Annotated in this window: 19 protein-coding genes; 8 read left to right on the top strand and 11 right to left on the bottom strand. The window is 66.0% G+C overall.

Annotation, left to right across the window (positions count from 1 at the left end):
- Positions 1–76: 76 nt before the first annotated feature.
- The 3 genes from QP166_RS09840 to QP166_RS09830 form a co-directional block, all read right to left on the bottom strand.
- Entirely contained in the window at positions 77–301 is a 225-nt protein-coding gene (locus QP166_RS09840; RefSeq protein WP_333915757.1) for a hypothetical protein, read from the bottom strand.
- Positions 302–424: 123 nt separating this feature from the next.
- A complete protein-coding gene (locus QP166_RS09835; protein WP_333915756.1) occupies positions 425–2014 on the bottom strand; it encodes an isocitrate lyase in 1590 nt (529 codons plus the stop codon).
- Between the two features lie 10 nt (positions 2015–2024).
- Complete coding sequence (locus QP166_RS09830) at positions 2025–2183, bottom strand: hypothetical protein (RefSeq protein WP_333915755.1); 159 nt, start codon at positions 2181–2183, stop codon at positions 2025–2027.
- A 147-nt stretch (positions 2184–2330) separates the two neighbouring features.
- Here QP166_RS09830 and QP166_RS09825 point away from each other — a divergent pair, with 147 nt between their 5' ends.
- On the top strand, positions 2331–3716 hold the full coding sequence (locus QP166_RS09825; protein ID WP_333915754.1) for a helix-turn-helix domain-containing protein: 1386 nt from the start codon (positions 2331–2333) through the stop codon (positions 3714–3716).
- Between the two features lie 79 nt (positions 3717–3795).
- Here QP166_RS09825 and QP166_RS09820 read toward each other — a convergent pair whose 3' ends face one another.
- From QP166_RS09820 to QP166_RS09795, 6 genes are all read right to left on the bottom strand, one after another.
- Entirely contained in the window at positions 3796–4611 is an 816-nt protein-coding gene (locus tag QP166_RS09820; RefSeq protein ID WP_333915753.1) for an SDR family NAD(P)-dependent oxidoreductase, read from the bottom strand.
- A gap of 135 nt (positions 4612–4746) precedes the next feature.
- Entirely contained in the window at positions 4747–5922 is a 1176-nt protein-coding gene (locus tag QP166_RS09815; protein WP_333915752.1) for a zinc-dependent alcohol dehydrogenase, read from the bottom strand.
- Positions 5919–6446, bottom strand: coding sequence for an SRPBCC family protein (locus QP166_RS09810; protein WP_333915751.1), 528 nt, complete (start codon positions 6444–6446; stop codon positions 5919–5921). The genes QP166_RS09815 and QP166_RS09810 overlap by 4 nt, the downstream gene beginning before the upstream one ends.
- Positions 6447–6706: 260 nt before the next feature.
- Positions 6707–7705, bottom strand: coding sequence for an SDR family oxidoreductase (locus QP166_RS09805; RefSeq protein ID WP_333915750.1), 999 nt, complete (start codon positions 7703–7705; stop codon positions 6707–6709).
- Positions 7706–7779: 74 nt separating this feature from the next.
- Positions 7780–9954 carry a TonB-dependent siderophore receptor gene (locus tag QP166_RS09800; protein ID WP_333915749.1) on the bottom strand — a complete coding sequence of 725 codons (2175 nt, stop codon included), beginning with the start codon at positions 9952–9954 and terminating at the stop codon, positions 7780–7782.
- Positions 9955–10690: 736 nt separating this feature from the next.
- The gene (locus QP166_RS09795; protein WP_333915748.1) at positions 10691–11227 is read right to left on the bottom strand and encodes a hypothetical protein; all 537 of its coding nucleotides are present in this window, start codon (positions 11225–11227) and stop codon (positions 10691–10693) included.
- A gap of 110 nt (positions 11228–11337) precedes the next feature.
- On the opposite strand from QP166_RS09795, the gene QP166_RS09790 reads away from it, so the two are divergent.
- Positions 11338–11706, top strand: a complete 369-nt coding sequence (locus QP166_RS09790) for a PRC-barrel domain-containing protein (protein ID WP_333915747.1) — start codon at positions 11338–11340, stop codon at positions 11704–11706.
- Positions 11707–11717: 11 nt separating this feature from the next.
- Positions 11718–11849 carry a hypothetical protein gene (locus tag QP166_RS09785; RefSeq protein WP_333915746.1) on the top strand — a complete coding sequence of 44 codons (132 nt, stop codon included), beginning with the start codon at positions 11718–11720 and terminating at the stop codon, positions 11847–11849.
- Positions 11850–12069: 220 nt separating this feature from the next.
- On the opposite strand, the gene QP166_RS09780 is transcribed toward QP166_RS09785, so the two are convergent.
- On the bottom strand, positions 12070–12816 hold the full coding sequence (locus QP166_RS09780) for an energy transducer TonB (protein WP_333915745.1): 747 nt from the start codon (positions 12814–12816) through the stop codon (positions 12070–12072).
- Between the two features lie 211 nt (positions 12817–13027).
- Complete coding sequence (gene uvrB / locus QP166_RS09775) at positions 13028–15211, bottom strand: excinuclease ABC subunit UvrB (RefSeq protein ID WP_333915744.1); 2184 nt, start codon at positions 15209–15211, stop codon at positions 13028–13030.
- A 163-nt stretch (positions 15212–15374) separates the two neighbouring features.
- Here uvrB and QP166_RS09770 point away from each other — a divergent pair, with 163 nt between their 5' ends.
- From QP166_RS09770 to QP166_RS09750, 5 genes are all read left to right on the top strand, one after another.
- Complete coding sequence (locus QP166_RS09770; RefSeq protein WP_333915743.1) at positions 15375–15740, top strand: hypothetical protein; 366 nt, start codon at positions 15375–15377, stop codon at positions 15738–15740.
- A gap of 101 nt (positions 15741–15841) precedes the next feature.
- Positions 15842–16672, top strand: coding sequence for a ferredoxin--NADP reductase (locus tag QP166_RS09765; protein ID WP_333915742.1), 831 nt, complete (start codon positions 15842–15844; stop codon positions 16670–16672).
- 110 nt (positions 16673–16782) lie between these two features.
- A complete protein-coding gene (locus tag QP166_RS09760; protein WP_333915741.1) occupies positions 16783–17007 on the top strand; it encodes a DUF1272 domain-containing protein in 225 nt (74 codons plus the stop codon).
- Complete coding sequence (thiD, locus tag QP166_RS09755; RefSeq protein WP_333915740.1) at positions 17004–17831, top strand: bifunctional hydroxymethylpyrimidine kinase/phosphomethylpyrimidine kinase; 828 nt, start codon at positions 17004–17006, stop codon at positions 17829–17831. The genes QP166_RS09760 and thiD overlap by 4 nt, the downstream gene beginning before the upstream one ends.
- Positions 17819–18427: a ribonuclease HII gene (locus tag QP166_RS09750; protein ID WP_333915739.1), complete on the top strand. Its 609-nt coding sequence runs from the start codon at positions 17819–17821 to the stop codon at positions 18425–18427. Before thiD ends, QP166_RS09750 begins: the two co-directional genes overlap by 13 nt.
- The last annotated feature ends 12 nt before the right edge of the window (positions 18428–18439 follow it).

Raw genomic sequence — 18439 nt, 5'->3', positions numbered from 1 at the left:
CAGGTGCGCCGCAACGCACGCACGAAAAGGGGGAGCGACGCGAACGCCGCTCCCCCTTCCTCAACGTCAAAACAGCTTAGTTGCTGTCCGAATCGTTGCCATCATCAGCGATGATGATGATGCCGGCGATCACCGCCGCAGCCGCAACGGCCGCAACGATCAGACCGCCACCGGCCAGCTCGTTCTTCTTCGCGGCCGGAGCCGACGCGCGGACCGACTTGGCGACCGACAGGCTGACAGCCGAGTTGACCGGAGCCGCAACCGCAGGAACGGTGGCGAGCGAAGCGACCGCAGCCGCCATCAGGAACTTCTTCATACAAACATCTCCCTCGAGGCGAATGGCTACTGTCATGCCGCAACGCGTCATGCAACGGCAGTAATATTACAATGCGACGAAAAGTCGCCGAGGTGAGTTTGGAGGAGATCAGGCGGCGAATTGGTTCATCGTGTTGTGCGCGCCGCCGGCCTTCAAGGCCGCCTCCCCGGCGAAATACTCCTTATGGTCGTCGCCGATGTCGCTGCCCGACATGTTCTGATGACGAACGCAATCGATTCCCTCCCGGATTTCACGACGTTGCACGTGCTGGACGTAGCCGAGCATCCCCGCCGCGCCGAAATAGTCGCGCGCCAGCAAATCGGTGCCCAAGGCAGCGGTATGATAGGTCGGCAGCGTGATCAGATGATGAAAGATGCCGGCACGCTGCGAAGCGTCGCGCTGGAAGGTGCGGATATGCTCATCCGCCTCCGCCGCCAGCGCAGTTTCGTCGTAACCGACGTCCATCAGGCGCGCGCGCTGGTAGCCAGTGAGGTCGCGTCCGTCTGTAAGCCATTGGTCGTAGACTTGCTGGCGGAAGTTGAGCGTCCAGTTGAAGCTCGGCGAATTGTTATAGACCAGCTTCGCGTCAGGCACTTCGGCGCGGATGCGATCGACCATCCCGGCGATCTGCGCGATGACGGGGCGTTCGGTCTCGATCCACAACAGGTCGGCACCGTTGCGTAGCGCGGTGACGCAATCCAGCACGCAGCGATCCTCTCCGGTGCCGGCGCGGAACTGAAACAGGTTCGACGCAAGTCGCTTCGGCCGCAGCAACTGGCCGTCGCGTTCGATCAGGACGTCGCCGTGTGCCGGCGCGTCGACCGGGTCGGCGTCGAGGAAGGCGTTGTAGCGGTCGGCTAGATCGCCGGGCGAGCGCGAGAAGGCGATCTGCTTGGTCAGCCCGGCCCCGAGCGAGTCGGTGCGCGCGACGATGATGCCGTCCTGCACGCCCAATTCCATGAAGGCGTAGCGGCAGGCGCGGATCTTGGCGAGGAAGTCCTCGTGCGGCACGGTCACCTTCCCGTCTTGATGCCCGCATTGCTTTTCGTCGGAGACCTGATTCTCGATCTGGAGCGCGCAGGCGCCCGCCTCGATCATCTTGCGCGCGAGCAGATAGGTCGCCTCGGCATTGCCGAAGCCGGCGTCGATGTCGGCGATGATCGGGACGACATGGCTGTCGTAATGATCGACCGCGTGGATCAACCGCTGCGCCTCAATCGCGTTGCCGGCGGCGCGGGCCGCGTCGATGTCGCGGAACAGCAAGCCAAGCTCGCGCGCATCGGCCTGTTTGAGGAAGGTGTAGATCTCCGCGATCAACGCCGGCACCGCGGTCTTCTCGTGCATCGACTGGTCCGGAAGGGGGCCGAAGTCGCTACGCAGCGCCGCGACCATCCAGCCCGACAGATAGAGATAGCGGCCCTTTGTGGTGCCGAAATGCTTGCGGATGCTGATGATCTTCTGCTGCGCGATGAAGCCGTGCCAGCAGCCCAGCGACTGGGTGTAGGCGCTCGGGTCCGCATCATAGGCCGCCATGTCGCGGCGCATCACCGCGGCGGTGTGACGCGCGATGTCGAGCCCGGTGTTGAAGCGGTTTTGCAATCGCATCCGCGCCACCGCCTCGGGTTGGATGCTTTCCCAGCCCGAGCCGGCCTGCATGATCGTGCCTTCGAGGGCGACGACGCTGTCCTGGTAGGTCATGTCGATCCTCTCAGCCGAGCCGCCCGAGGCGGTGGTACAGGTTGGAGAATTTGGACGAGCGCGGATCGTCGGCGATCTGGCGGACGTAATGCGCGACCGCCTCCTTCATTAGGCCGAAGTCCTCGGTCGAGAAGACCGCGCGGCTGCGCTGTGGTTCGATGTGCGGCATGATGATCGCTCCTTCCATCTGGTGTCAGGAGCATCGTACGGTGGATGCGGTGCGCGTCGTCAGCAATTGACACCGAATTCGTGTCGCATCGTCCGTCCGGCGAAGCTATGTGTCGTCATGTTGTAAAGGAATTTACAGGAGGGGCCGGTGGGCCGGGACAAGCTGTTGGCGGGTCATGCGGTGCGGCGGCTGCGACGACGCCATGGCCTGACGCAGGCCGCAATGGCGGAGATGCTCGGCATCTCGCCCAGCTATCTCAACCTGATCGAACGCAATCAGCGGGCGGTGCCGGCGGGGTTGCTGGTGACGCTTGCTGACCGCTTCGACTTCGATCCGCGCGTGCTGGTCGCGGGTGAACCGGGCGGCGGCGCGGAGGCGATCCGGCGACGGCTGGCCGACCCGCTGTTCGCCGATCTGGAAGTCGATCGCAGCGAGGTGGAGGAATGGCTTGCCGCCGCGCCCGGCGGAGTGGAGGCGTTCGCGCGCGCGTTCGACCGCGGAACGGGCGGCGCGGTGGCACCGGTGTTCGACGATCCGGCGGTGACGGTGCGGCGCGAGATCGAACGCTGGCGCAACCACTTCCCTGACCTCGATGCCGCTGCCGAGACGATCGCCGACGAACTGCGCTTGGTCGGCGCGGACCTGTATGGCGCATTGGTCGAGCGGCTGCGCGTTCGGCACGGACTCGCGATCCGCATCCTGCCGGTCGAGGCGCTGCCAGATCATCTCGTCCGCGTCGATCTTCATGCACGGCAGGTGCAATTGGCGGAACGGCTTGCGCCGTGGTCGCGGACCTTCGCGCTGGCCTCGCAATGCGGGCTGATCGAGGCGCGAGCGGAGATCGACGCGCTGGTGCGCGGCGCGTCGCTCGACCGGGTGGCGGAGCGCTTGTTTCGGCGGCACCTGTCGGGCTATTTCGCGGCGGCGGTGATGATGCCGTACGCGCGATTCCTGCGCGCGTGCGAGGCGAGCGGTTATGATCTGGAGCTGTTGCAGCGGCGCTTCGGTGCGGGGCTGGAGCAGGTCGCTCACCGGCTGACGACGTTGCAGCGTGTCGGTGCGCGCGGGCTGCCGTTCTTCCTGCTGCGCGTCGATCGCGCCGGGCAAGTGTCGAAGCGGTTTGCGGGAGCGAGCAACACGCCGCTGCTCGCGGGAGAGACGCAGTGCCCGTTGTGGCGTGTCCACCATGCGTTCGAGCGGCCGGCGAGCATCGTGCCGCAGTTGCTGGAGCTGGAGGACGGTGCGCGCTGGTTCACGTTGGCGGTGGCGGTGACCGGCGCGGCGGTCGGGGCGGGGGCGAACCGGGTGGAGAGCGGGTTCGCAATCGCGCTGGGGGTGCCGGCGGACGTGGCAGGGACGCTGGCGGCGGCGCGTGGGCTCGACCTGACCGGCGCGGCGACGCCGGTCGGGCTGGGGTGCCGGGCGTGCCACCGCCCGGCGTGCCCGCAGCGGTCAGCGCCACCAGCCGGCCGGGCGTTGTTGCTCAACGAGCGCGAGCGGGCGATTTCTGGGTGGACGTTTGCGGGGGATTAGGAAGGCGACGGAATGCACTTCGTCATTGCGAGCGTAGCGACGCAATCCAGGGCAGCGCGCGGAACACTGGATTGCTTCGCTACGCTCGCAATGACGGTGCAGGGTGCAATTTCTTCTTCGCGGTGCCCGGCTCGGCCATGTTGCGATGCTGGTGCGCAGTGACCTCGGGCGGCAGAATGTGCGCGGCGGCGACCTGCAGCTTGTTCTTCCAGCCCGAGACGATCGAATGCTTGCCCGCCATCAATGCGTGCCAGCCGTCCTGCGCGACCTTCGCGGGATCGGACTTGCTGTCCGACGTGCCGACTTCGGTGTCCATCATGTCGGCGCGGTCGAAGAATTCGGTCTCGACCGGGCCGGGCATCAGCGTCGTCAGCGTGATCCCCTCATGATCCTTCAACTCGTCACGCAGCGCATCGGTGAACGAGTCCACGAATGCCTTGGTGCCGTTGTAGACCGCCTGAAAGGAGCCGGGAATGAACCCGGCGATCGAACCGGTGACTAGCACCTTGCCCTGATGCCGCTCGGTCATCTGCCGCAGCACCTTCTGGAGCAGATAGAGCGTGCCGGTGATGTTGGTGTCGACGACGCGCCGCCAGTCGGCGACGTCCTGATCGAGGAACGCGCGCCCCAATCCCTTGCCGGCGTTGGCGCAGAGCAGATCGATCGGGCGTCCCTCGGCGGCGGCGAGCAGCCGGTCGACGCCGTCGATGGTCGACAAATCGGCCTCGACCGAGCTGACCTGCGTACCGAACTGTTTGAAATCGGCGGCGGCGGCGTCGATCAACGGCTCGTCGGCGACGACGAGGATGTCGTAGCCGTCCTTCGCCGCCAGCGTGGCGAGTTCGAAGCCGATGCCGGTCGAGGCGCCGGTGATGATCGCGAACTTGTTGGGCATGGGTCTCTCCTGATAAGAACCGTCATCCCCGCGGAGGCGGGGATCCAGAACCTCTGACGCTGCGACCTTGCGTGGACCTGCGCGTCTGGATTCCCGCGTCCGCGGGAATGACGATGGGGTTGGAATTGGGGGAGCTTACATCCCCGGCTTCAAAACGATCTTCGTCACTTCGTTCTGTTCGTCATGGAACATGCGATAGCCCTCCGGGCCCTGTTCCAGCGGCATGCGGTGCGAGATCAGGAAGGTGGTGTCGATCTTCTCCTCGAGGATCGCGGTCAGCAGCGCAGGGAGGTAGCGCTGGACGTGGGTCTGCCCGGTCTTGAGCGTCAGCCCCTTTTCCATGAACGCGCCGAGCGGCCATTTGTCGACGAACCCGCCATAGACCGCCGGCATCGACACCCGCCCGCCCTTGCGGCACGCGATGATCGCCTGACGATTGGCGTGCGCCCGGTCGGTGCCGGTGAAGGTCGAGACCTTGATCTGGTCGAGCACGTTGTCGACGAAGAAGCCGTGCGCCTCCAGCCCGACGCTGTCGATCACGGCATCGGGGCCGATCCCGCCGGTCATCACCATCAGCGCCTCGTAGACCGCGCTTTCCTCGAAGTTGATCGTCTCCGCGCCGAACTTTGCGGCCAGCTTGAGCCGGTTGGGGAAGTGATCGATCGCGATCACGCGCTCCGCGCCCATCAGGAACGCCGACTGGATCGCAAAAAGCCCGACCGGGCCGCAGCCCCATACCGCAACGGTGTCGCCGGGTTCGATGTCGGCATTCTCCGCCGCCATCCAGCCGGTCGGCAGGATGTCGGAGAGGAACAGCACCTTGTCGTCCTCGACCCCGTCGGGAATGACGATCGGGCCGACGTCGCTGAACGGGACGCGGACGTACTCGGCCTGGCCGCCGGCATAGCCGCCGGTCATGTGGCTGTAGCCGAACAAACCGGCCATCGGCTGTCCGTACAGTTCCTGCGCAATATCCTGATTGTCGGCGGGCAGGCCGTTGTCGCAGGCAGAGAATTGCTGCTTGGTGCAATGATAGCAGCTGCCGCACGAAATCGTGAACGGCACGACGACGCGTTGGCCTTTCTTGAGCGTCGATTTCGCGCCGACCTCGACTACCTCGCCCATGAATTCGTGGCCAAGGATATCGCCCGACTGCATGGTCGGGATATAGCCATCGTAGAGGTGGAGGTCCGAGCCGCAGATCGCGGTCGAGGTCACCTTGATGATACAGTCGCGCGGGTTGACGATGCCGGGATCGTCGACGGTATCGACGCGGACATCATGCTTGCCGTGCCAGGCGATCGCTTTCACAGCCCCATCTCCTCGAATTGCTTGGCGTTCATGGCGGGGGTAGCGATCTCGCCGGTTTCCAGCAGTTGCTTGAAACGGCGCAGGTCACGACGCGCCTGAATCGCGGGCTCGCGCTGGAACATCTTGGCGATCACCTTGCCGATGACACCGGCGGGCGGGTCATAGTCGATCGTCGCGATGACCACTGTGCCACGCGCCCCGGCATCGCGGAATTCGACGCGGCTGCGGTTGGGGATTTCGGCACCGGGCTCGCTTTCCCACACGAGCAACTTGCCCGGCACTTCCTCGGTAATCCGCGCATCCCATTCGACGTTGCTGCCGCCGGGCGCCTTCACCACCCAATGCGAGCGGCGTTCGTCATGCACGTCGATGCGGACGACATTCTCCATGAACGCGGGCCATGCGGCGAAGTCGCGGAAGCGGGAGTAGACCTCCTCGACCGGCTGGTTGATCGTGACGGCACGGGCGGCAAGCGCGGTCGGCTTGTCGTGTTTGGCGGCGGCGAGCGGGGCGTCATCTGCCATGGCGGCTCCTTTCCTGTCGTGCCGTCAATGGCCGGTCGGGGAGCGGCGTTCCGTGGAAAAACAGTGCTTTGATCTGGGTCAGTGTGGTTGGCGTTTGCTGTTGAGCGCGCACCTTTCGTCATCCCCGCGAAGGCGGGGATCCAGAACCTCTGAGGTACGCGCTTCTATTGACGGACCTGCGCGTCTGGATTCCCGCCTTCGCGGGAATGACGAAGGGCGGGAATGACGACGGGGGAGTGGCGGCGGGTGGTGGTTACGGCTTACGGACTACCCTTGCCGCCGTGCGCGCCGACGGCGGTGCCGGTCGAGAAGCTCGTCCCGTCTTCCGCCAGCGCAACGTAGAGCGGTCCGAGTTCGGCAGGCTGGCCGGCGCGGCCCATCGGGGTGTCCTGCCCGAACTCGCCCATCGTGCCGGGCAATTGTCCGCCTGCCACCTGCAACGGCGTCCAGATCGGGCCGGGTGCGACCATGTTGACGCGAATGCCCTTCTTGGCGAGTTGCTTGGCCAGCCCCTTGGTGAAGATCAGGATCGCGCCCTTGGTGCTGGCGTAATCGAGCAATTCCTCGCCGGGATCGTAGCTGTTGACCGAGCCGGTGTTGATGATGACCGACCCCGGCGGCATCGACGGGATCGCCGCCTTGGCAATCCGGAACATCGCGAAGATGTTCGTCTCGAACGTACGCACCATCTGCTCGTCGGTGATTTCCGAGATGTCGGCCTTGCTCTGCTGATAGGCGGCGTTGTTGACGAGCAGGTCGAGGCCGCCGAGCTGACGCACCGCATCGGCGACCAGCTTGGTGCAGGCATTCTCGGTACGGATGTCGGCGGGGAGCAGCACCGCCTTGCGTCCCGCCTGTTCGATCAACGCCTTTACTTCGCGCGCGTCGGGCTCTTCGGTCGGATAGTAATTGATCGCGACATCCGCGCCCTCGCGCGCGAAGGCGATCGCGGCGGCGCGGCCGATTCCGCTGTCACCGCCGGTCACCAGCGCCTTGCGTCCGGTCAGCCGGCCCGAGCCACGGTAGCTGGTCTCGCCGCTGTCGGGGCGCGGGGTCATCTTACCCTGCAGCGCGGGCCATGGCTGGCGTTGCTCGGGGAAAGGCTGGCTGGTGTACTTGGTCCGCGGATCGCGCAAGGGTACGGCTGGGGTGCCCGAGGCGGAAGTCTGTGCGGCTGCGGTATCCGTGCCGCCGAAAGCCAGCCCTGCCGCTGCGGCGCCGCCCAGAATGGAACGGCGCGTCGTGCCCTGATCGTCCATGTCGCAACTCTCCCGGTATCCGGGCGCGAACGGGCGGGACGATCAGAGGTTCACGGGTATCGCGTTGATCGCGATCAGAAACGATAGGCGATCGTTCCCTGCACGACGCGGCGGTTGCCGTACCAGCACCACGCATAATTGGCGAAGCACGAGGTGATATAGGTCTTGTCGAAGAGGTTGGAGGTGTTGACCGACGCGTTCAGCCCCTTGAGCGACGGGCTGAGCCGCTCGAGATCGAACCGCGCCCAGGCGTCATAGACGGTGTAGGACGGGCTGTTGAGCGGCGCCGCTGCTGCGGGGTTCTCGGGCGGGGTGTAGACGCCGGCATAGACCTCGTCGACATGCCGCACCGCGCCGCCCAGCGCGAGACCGTGGAAGGTGCCACGCTCCGGCGCCCAGTCGAGGATCAGCGATGCACCGCCGCGCCCGACCGTCTCCAGTCCGCGCCCGACCCGCGACGGATCCTGCGGATCGCTGGTCACGCGGACGCGCTGGCGGCTGTACGCGGCGCGCGCGGTGAAGCCGAGCCCGAGCGGTGCGCTGCCTTCGAATTCGACACCGGTCGAGCGAACCTCGCCCGTCTGGCGCGAGATCGAGAAGTCCGGAGTCGAGGTGACGACGTTGGTCTGGTCGATGCGGAACCAAGCGCCCGACAGGAGGATCGGCGTGCCGGGGACGCTGAACTTCGCGCCGGCCTCGATCTGCTTGCCGAACGACGGATCGGCGATCCCGAACGAGCCATCGTCGCGCCGCACGGTCGCCGTCTGCGGCTCGAACGACGTCGAATAGCTGACATAGGGCGCAAGGCCGAAGGGCAGGGTGTAGAGCGCGGCGGCGCGCCACGTGAACTTGTCGTCCTTCTTCTCGCTGGTGCCCGAAGAGGTGATCTGCTTGCCATCGGCCCAATCCTGCCGTCCGCCGATCGTCACGCGCAGTGCGCCCAGCTCCATCTGATCCTGCGCGTAGACGCCTTGCTGACGCAGGCGCGCATCGATCGTGGCCCTGCCGAAGCCGTTCGGCACCTGCGCCGGGGTGCGCGGCACCACCATCGTGCCGTAAACCGGATTGTAGACGTCGAGCGGGGTCGCGCCGCCGAACTGATACTCCTCCGTCGAATGCGCTACCTGCCGGTCGACGCCAAACAACAGCCGGTGCGTGATCGGCCCGGTGCGGACAGTGCCGGCGAGCTGGTTGTCATAGGTCCAGTTGTTCAGCTCCTCGTCGGTCGCATAGCTGGCGCGATTGTAGACGCGCGTGCTGCCGGTCACCGGCGCGCCGCTGACATAGACGAGCCCGAGCTGTGCGGTGACGTTCTGGTATCGGCCCGAGGATCGGAAGCGCCAGCCGCCGCCGAAGTCGTGCGTGAAGATGTACGTACCCGCAGCCTGCTCGCGCTGGTAGCGATTGCCCGCCTCGCCGCCATCGAAGCGGGTCGAAAGCTTGCCGTTGGGATTGTCGATCAGCGTGCCGAGTGCGGGAAAGACGCCATAGGCGCCGTTGTGCGGATCGTGCGAATAGGTGCCGAGCAACGTGAAGGTCGTACGCGAATTGTTGCCGATCGTCACCGCGCCGGACACGGTTTGCCGCTCGCGCTTGGCGAAGCGCTGCTGCGTGTCGCTGCCGTTGGCGCTGCCGTAGATGCGCCACAGCACGTCGCTTCCCGCTGCGCCGCCGACATCGGCATCGACGCGGTAGAGGTTGTACTCGCCATAGGTGCCCGCGACCGAGCCGTAGAGGGGGAGGTCGACCGGCAGCTTGCTCGATTGCGCGACGAGCCCGCCGGGGCCCGACTGGCCGTAGAGCGTCGAGGCCGGGCCCTTCAGCACCTCGAAGCGTGCCAGCCGCGAGACGTCTACCTGTGGAATCGCATAGCCGGTGGTGCTGCCGAATTGCTTGAGCCCGTCGAGGAACACCGGCGCGTCGAAGCCGCGTAGCTTGAACTGGTCGTAGACCTCGGCGCTCGCTCCGCGCGTCTCGGGGGTGACGCCCGCGACGAAGCGCAGTGCCTGGTTGAGGTTCTGGAGGCCAAGGGCTTCGATCTGGTCGCCGGTGACGACGGTGATCGACTGCGCGGTTTCGGCGAGCGGCAGCGCCGATTTCGTTCCGGCGCTGGCGAGGTCGGGCACTTGGCGGCCGGTGACGATGACGTCGTCGGGCGTGGTGGTGTCGTTACGCTGCTGCGCCACCACCGGCGTGGCGGCGAGAAGGACGGCGAGGGTGAGGAAGCTGCTGGAATGACGGACGGACATGGAAACCCCTTTGATCGAACGGGGCTCTATCGTCAGTGCGAGTGAGTATCAATAACCTTTGTGTTTGCCGTCGTCCTGTGAACAAGCAAGGGCATAGAGTGCGATGACACAACATCGAACCGTAGCCGTCATTGCGAGCGCAGCGAAGCAATCCAGGGCACCCTGGTCCGACACTGGATTGCTTCGCTGTGCCCGCAAGGACGAACGTGAGTCGGCTCCTCGTCATTCTGGTCTAAAGCTGCGTCGTGCATTTCTGCGCGACCTGTCTGTTTCAGCGGTGCGCCATACCATAGCGGCATGGGCCCCTGCCTGCGCAGGGGCGACGGCATGGGGTGCGAAGGCGCGCTGTTTTCGAGTTACGCCAGATATGAGAAGAGGTTGCCGAACGCCCGCAAACGGACGCCCGACAACCCCTTGACATGGTCAGCGGCCGGAGAGCTCCAGCCCGGGAGACCATGTTGCCTCCAAAAACCGCCGGTCCCGCTACGTTGAAGAGAGGAAGGATCCTCCCGCAGCGGGGCAGCGATTTCTAGAAGCGCATCTCCCGAACGAACTGAACCGACCCCATTGCTGAACCATGAGACATCGGATCACCTCCTTTCGCTGGTTGATAACAGTTGCGACCGCGTAAGCCGCACCAGCAATGTGAGACGAATGCGGATGTGATACAAGGCTTGTAATGCGTCCCGTTCTGGACGAACATTTCAGGCTTCGCGCCCCTGTCCGCCTTGCCGGATTAGCCGCGGCAATCCTCGATCACGCGGCCCACTTCTGCCCATGGCGGCAGCACGAGCGGTGTGCTGTCGGCTTGCTCGACGGTGAAGCGTCCGCGCGTGAACGCCATCGCATCGAGCAACCGATCGTCGATCGCAAAGCGCGCCACCACCTGCGGCACGGCGGCGGCAACGACCTGCGTCGGCACGCTGCGCGTCGCCGCGCTGGTGCGGATCGTGAACGGTGCAGGATTGCTGCCCGGGCGCGACAGCAACACTGCGCGCGCGGCGCGATCGCAGCGCAGCTCGGCCGCAGGGGCCTGGCGGGTGACGCCATAGCTGGCGTGGGTGCCGGTGGCGTCGCGAACATAGCGCCATGCACCCGGCGTCCATGGCCAGTCCTGCCAATCGGCGACCGGGGTCGGCGCGGGAGCAGGAGACGGCGCGACCGGCGCGGGCGGCGGCGGCGCGACCGGTGCGGGCGGAACGGCGCGCGGAACGCAGGCGGCGCTCGCCAGCACGAGCAGGGCGAGCGGAAGCGAGGAAAGATAACGGGTCACGCGTGACGCTATGGCGGATCGTCGCCGCACGCTCAACCGCCGCACCCGGAACCGCCGCACCGGGATGACGGTTCACCGCGCGAGATCGATTAACATAGGAGAATCCCGTCATGGCCGAAGACGCGCCGACCCAGATCCTGGTGCAGTCCACCCTCAGCGACACAATGAAGGTCGATACGCGCGACGGCGACCATCTCGGCACCGTGCAGGCGTTCATGGTCCACAAGTCGACCGGGCGCGCGACTCACGCCGTGCTCAGCCTCGGCGGCTTCCTCGGGATGGGGAAGAGCTATTATCCGCTGCCCTTCTCGCTGCTGCAGTTCGATCCCGTGCGCGACCGCTATGTCGTGACCGTCGACCGGCGTTTGCTGGAGGGCGGTCCGAGCTGGGCGAACAACGCGCCGGTGTTCGATCAGGCCTATGCCGATCGTGTCGCCAGTTATTATCAGGTGCAGGGCGAAAATCTCAACATCGCGTGAGGAGCGGAGCCATGAGCGAGCGCAAGGAAAACGACGTGCAGGAAGCGGTCGAGGAATTGCTGACCGACCCGGATGAACCCGAGAAGGGCAACAGCACGCCGCCGCCGCAGACGACCGACGCGGAACCGGCGGATGAGCGTTGAGCGGACCGACGGCTGAGTAGCGAGCGTCGCTGCGGACTTGATCCGGGGCGGCTGTTTGCGACTTAAAGCGTCGTCATTGCGAGCGTAGCGAAGCAATCCAGGGCGTCCTGATCCGGCTCTGGATTGCTTCGCTACGCTCGCAATGACTGGGTGGGCGGTGGCGCTCGATCGCACCACCTCAAGAAGAACGGGGTAACGGATCACGTCTGCTACGACTGCCTCACTGGTCCTCGGCTGGCTCCGGAACGATGATCCATTCGTGGCTTTCGACGATCCACGCCGGCACTGGTCGACCATCGGCGTCGCGTGAGGGATCGTAGCGGAAGCGGCGCTGGATCAGCCGGCAGGTGGTCGCGTCCAGAGTCGCATTGCCGCTGCTTTTCGTGACCTGACAGTCGCGCACTCGACCGTCGCTCCAGACGAGGAACTTGACTGCGACCGTCCCCTGGAATCCCGCGTCGCCGATGTCGCGCGGATAGTCGGAGTCGGTCAGCCTGCCGCGCTTCCAGACCGGTGGCGTCTCGTCGCCGGGGCCGCCGTCGCCATCCCCCCAGCCACCGCTGCCGGTCCCGTCACCGATGCCGCCCGCGCCGGTGCCCGGCCCGACCTTGCTGGTCGCGCCCTGCGTTGCCTGATCGCCTGCGAAAGGCTTGAGCGCGACCGGGATCGGCGGTGGCGGCAGCGGGACGACCACGATCGGCTTTGGCGCGGCAACCTGTGTCGCCTGCGAGCGGATGTTCGGCGGTGCGGCGCGGCCGGACGGACGGGAGGTATGCGTCCGCTTGGGAACGACCCTGGCGGGCGGCGGGGGCGGGGGCGTGACGCGGAACACCGCCAGCCCGTCCTCGAACCGCTGCGCGAGCGGCGCACCCGCGAGCCCGACGAGCAGCGCCCAGCCGAGCGCCGCACTCACCGCCGCGGCGGCGACGGCCGGGCCGATTCGGTCGCGGGGAGGCTGCGCGTACATGGCGTGAAATATAGGAGCGGGTGGCTGAACCGGGAGTGATTGGCGTCCGGCGTCACCCGCTTCTCAATCGTCACCCCGGCGAATGCCGGGGTCCAGCTATGTGACGTGGCCGCATTTTGGCGCGGCATTCGTTGCGCTTCTTCTTCATGCGCTCCGCAACTGGACCCCGGCCTTCGCCGGGGTGACGCCTGAAGAGGGTGAGCGGCGTCTCCTACCGCTTTCCGAACTTCCGCTGCGTCTTGCCGAAGCGGGTCTTGCGCGTTCCCGGCTTGCCCTCGTTGCTGCGCCCCATCAGTGGCAGCTTCTGCTGCTCGACCGGTAGCCCAAGCTCCTCCTGTTCCAGCGCGCGGATCTCGTCGCGAAGACGACCGGCCTCCTCGAACTCGAGATCGGATGCGGCCTTCCGCATCTTCTTTTCCAGCTCCTCGATATAGGCGCGCAGGTTGTGGCCGACCATGTGCGGGCGGTCCTCGTCGATCTCGACCGTCACCTGATCCTTCGACGCGACATGCGCGATGATGTCGCCGATGCTGCGGCGGATCGTCGTCGGCGTAATGCCGTGTTCGAGGTTATACGCCTCCTGCTTCTCGCGACGGCGCGCCGTCTCGTTCATCGCGCGCTCCATGCTGCCGGTGATGCGGTCGGCATAGAGGATCACGCGCCCGTCGACGTTACGGGCCGCACGCCCGATCGTCTGGATCAGCGAGGTCTCGGAGCGCAGGAAGCCCTCCTTGTCGGCATCGAGGATCGCGACCAGCCCGCATTCGGGAATGTCGAGCCCCTCGCGCAACAGGTTGATGCCGATCAGCACGTCGTACACGCCCAGCCGCAGGTCGCGGATCAGCTCGATCCGCTCCAGCGTCTCGACGTCGGAATGCATGTAACGGACCTTGATCCCCGCCTCGTGCATATATTCGGTCAGATCCTCGGCCATCCGCTTGGTCAGCGTGGTGACGAGCGTGCGATAGCCGAGCGCGGTGGTCTTGCCGCATTCGACGATCAGATCCTGCACCTGTTCCTCGACCGGCTTGATCTCGACCGGCGGGTCGATGAGCCCGGTGGGACGGATCACCTGTTCGGCGAAGACGCCGCCGGCCTGCTCCATCTCCCACGACCCCGGCGTCGCCGAGACGCAGACGGTCTGCGGACGCATCGCGTCCCATTCGTTGAAGCGCAGCGGACGGTTGTCGATCGCCGAGGGCAGGCGAAAGCCATATTCAGCGAGCGTGATCTTGCGACGATGGTCGCCGCGCGACATGCCGTTGATCTGCCCGATCGTCTGGTGGCTTTCGTCGACGAACAGCAGCGCGTTTTCGGGAAGGTACTCGAACAGCGTGGGCGGCGGTTCGCCGGGCAGGCGGCCGGTGAGGAAGCGGCTGTAATTCTCGATGCCGTTGCAGCTGCCGGTCGCCGCGATCATCTCCAGGTCGAAGTTCGTGCGCTGCTCCAACCGCTGGCGTTCGAGCAGCTTGCCCTCGATCTCCAGCTCCTTCAGCCGTTCCGAAAGCTCGTGTTTGATCGCCTCGCTCGCCTGCTTCATCGTCGGGCCGGGCGTGACATAGTGCGAATTGGCGTAGATGCGGATCGAGTTGAGGCTCGCCGACTTCTTGCCGGTCAGCGGATCGAACTCTACGATTTCCTCGATCTCGTCGCCGAAGAACGAGACGCGCCACGCGCTGTCCTCATAGTGCGAAGGGAAGATCTCCAGGTTATCGCCCTTCACGCGGAAGTTGCCGCGCTGGAAGGCGGCGTCGTTGCGCTTGTACTGCAGTGCGACCAGCTTACGGACGATTTCGCGCTGGTCGACCGCCTGACCCTTCTTCAGGTCGAAGATCATCGCCGAATAGGTTTCGACCGAGCCGATCCCGTACAGGCACGACACCGAGGCGACGATGATCACGTCGTCACGTTCTAGCAAAGATCGCGTCGCAGAGTGACGCATCCGGTCGATCGACTCGTTGATGCTCGACTCTTTTTCGATGTACGTATCCGAACGCGGGACGTACGCCTCGGGCTGATAGTAATCGTAATAGCTGACGAAATATTCGACGGCGTTATCGGGGAAGAACGACTTGAACTCGCCGTACAATTGTGCGGCGAGGATCTTGTTCGGCGCGAGGATCAGCGCCGGGCGCTGCATTTCCTCGATCACCTTGGCCATCGTGAAGGTCTTGCCCGACCCGGTGACGCCGAGCAGCACCTGATCCTTCTCGCCCGCCCGCGCCGTGTCGACCAGCTCGCGGATCGCGGTCGGCTGGTCGCCCGACGGCTCATATTCGCTGACCAGCTTGAACGTCTTGCCGCCCTCGACCTTTTGCGGCCGGGCAGGACGGTGCGGCACGAACGCCGCATCGGTTTCGGGCTCGGCAAGGTTGGTACGGATCTGGATCGCCATACGCGCAATATGGGCGCGGTCGGCGCGCGGCGAAAGGGCGCGTTGACGGTGTGTTCTACCTAGGCTACTGCGAGTCAATTGCAAATCGAGGTTATCCATTTACCGCTTCCTCGACCGCCTGCCGCCGAACCTCGACGAGCATTTTCACTTTCTCGTCGGCGCGATGCGGCAATGGACCGCCGCGGCGCGCGCCGGACGCTGCCCGTGTGCGGCGCTGGCACCCGGCTTCGGGTGGCGCGGGGTGATGGCGGCGCTGCCCGATTTCACGAAGCTGATGGCGCTGCTCGACAATCACGCGTTGCGCTGGCTGCGCTTCGGGATGCCGGGCGCCGAGCATGTCACCGATGCGGAGGCGACGTTGCTGGCGATGTTCGCCGCGGCGCTTGGCGGCGACGGGCTGGCGGTGCGCCGGATCGCCGCGACATTGGTGGCGGACGGCGGCGCAGTCAGCGTGTCGGAGCAGATGGCGGTCGCCGCCGAATGGGTCGCGCTGCGCTTCGTGCAGGCGCCGCTCGTCCAGCGCGATTGATGCACCTTGACCGTCCCCAAGGCTAGCTATGGTTGACCCTTCCCGCGCCGCACCATAATGCGCCCCATTCGCAAAAATCCTCATTTCAGACCGGATCGCCGATGACCGACCTGCGTGCGCCAGTGCTTATCCCTGAATCGACTGCCTTCAACAGCGTGGCGGTGAAATGGGTGCGCCACTGGAACGAGCATCTGTTCAGCTTCGCGGTCGAGCGCCCTGCGTCGTTCCGCTTCCGCTCCGGCGAGTTCGTGATGATCGGCCTGCCCGGCGAGGGCGGAACCGAGGACAAACCAGCGAAGCCGGTGATGCGCGCCTATTCGATCGCCAGCCCGGCCTGGGCCGAGGAGCTTGAGTTCCTGTCGATCAAGGTGCCCGGCGGGCCGCTGACCGAACGATTGCAGGCAGTGGAGCCGGGCGATCAGGTCTATCTCGGCAAGAAGCCTACCGGTACGCTGGTCCTCGACGCGCTGCTCGGCGGCAAGCGGCTGTTCCTGCTGTCGACCGGCACCGGCCTCGCGCCGTTCCTCAGCGTCGCTCGTGACCCGGACGTGTACGAGCGCTTCGACCAGGTCGTGATCGTCCACGGCGTCCGCCGCGTCAACGATCTGGCGTTTTACGACGAACTCGGCGCGCGGCTGGCCGATGATCCGTTGGTGGCGGACGAGGCAGCGACGCGCTTCCATTACGTCCCCGCGGTCACGCGCGAGGACTTCCACACCACCGGCCGTATTCCTGCGCTCATCGAGAGCGGGCGTTTGTTCGAAGGGTTGGAGGGCGAGCCGCGCTTCGACCCCGAAAACGACCGCGTGATGCTGTGCGGCTCGACCGCGATGATCCGCGAGATCGCATCGGTGCTGGAGCACAAGGGCTTCGTCGAGGGCTCAAACGCCAACCCGGGCCAATTCGTGATCGAGCGGGCGTTCGTGGATTGATCCCTGTCCGGCATTGCGAGCGGAGCGAAGCAATCCAGAGCCCAGCGCGTGACGCCCTTGATTGCTTCGCTACGCTCGCAATGACGGAGACGCCACGCTAAGCCACGCTCATGCTCGACATGCGACCCGATTGCGAACGCTGCGGCGTGGACCTGCCCGCGGATGAGGGCGGGGCGTTCATCTGCTCGATGGAATGCACCTTCTGCGCCGAATGCGCCGACGCGCTGGATGAAACCTGCCCGAACTGCGGCGGCGAATTGCTCGACCGGCCGGCGCGGGTCGGCAAGGCGCTCAAGCAACATCCCGCCGCGACCGAGCGGTATTTTCGCGCATGACGATCGCGCGCGTCCTGATCGTCGCCGGGTCGGATTCCGGCGGCGGGGCGGGGATTCAGGCCGACCTGAAGACCGTGACGATGCTCGGCGGCCATGCAATGACCGCGATCACCGCGATCACCGCGCAGAATACATTGGGGGTCGAGGCGGTCGTCGCGCTGTCACCCGAGATGGTACGGCGGCAGATGACGTGCGTGGTCGAGGACCTGGGCGTCGATGCGGTCAAGATCGGGATGCTCGGCGGGGCCGAGATCGCCGTCGCGGTGGCGGACGAACTGGCAAGCGGCTTGTACGCCGCGCCGATCGTGCTCGATCCGGTGATGGTCGCCACCAACGGCGCGACGCTTGCCGATGCGGCGACGATCGCCGCCTTCGCCCGGTTGGCCCGGATGAGCACATTGGTCACGCCGAATCTTCCCGAACTTACGGTGCTGGTCGGACGCGACGCGCTGGATGTCGCCGATATCGAGCCGGCCGCGCGCGACTATGCCGCGGCGATCGGTGCGCCGGTGCTGGTCAAGGGCGGCCATGCCACAGGGGAGACGGTGGTCGACCGGCTGATCGGCGCAGAGGGCGTGATCGCCGACTGGACCAATCCGCGCATCGACACGCGGCACAGCCATGGCACCGGCTGCACGCTCGCCAGCGCGGTCGCGACCGGAATGGCGGCGGGGCTGACGCTCGAACCCGCGATCGCGCGCGCGATCCGCTATGTCCGCGCGGCGCTGCACGCCGCACCCGCACTGGGGGCGGGGCATGGCCCGATGGGTCATGCGCTCGGCGACGCGCCGTTCGACGTGTGGGAGCGCGGATGCCCGGCCTGAAGCACGAACGCGCCTGCCTGCCACCGGTCGCGGGGGTGGACGAGGCCGGACGCGGGCCGCTCGCCGGGCCGGTGGTCGCCTGTGCGCTCGTTCTGCCCGCCAGGGGCGTGCCGCGCGGGATCGACGATTCGAAGAAGCTTTCCGCCGCCGAGCGCGCACGTCTCCATGCGCGGCTCACCGACTGCGCGGCGCTGGGTGTCGGAATCGTCGAGCCGGGCGAGATCGACACGCTCAACATCTATTGGGCGACGATGAAGGCGATGACGCTGGCGGTCGACCGGCTGGCGGAGGTGCTGGGATGCGCGCCGGGGCATGTGCTGGTCGACGGCAACCGCCTGCCGCGCTGGAGCTATGCCGCGACCGCGATCGTCTCCGGCGACGCGCACAGCCGCTCGATCGCCGCCGCCTCGATCGTCGCCAAGCACACCCGCGACCAGATCATGATCGCCGCCGCCGAATCACATCCGCACTACGGCTGGGATGCCAATAAGGGCTATGGCAGCGCCCAGCATCTCGCTGCGTTGCGCGAGCATGGGCCGTCGCCGCTCCATCGCCGCAGCTTCGCGCCGGTCGCACAGTGCATTTTGCCGTTCTGAGTCGTTTCGGCC

This window comes from Sphingomonas sp. LR60, from assembly GCF_036855935.1.
Classification (GTDB): domain Bacteria; phylum Pseudomonadota; class Alphaproteobacteria; order Sphingomonadales; family Sphingomonadaceae; genus Sphingomonas.
The sequence above is the reverse complement of the archived record's forward strand: the minus strand, read 5'-3'. Positions and strand labels throughout refer to the sequence as shown.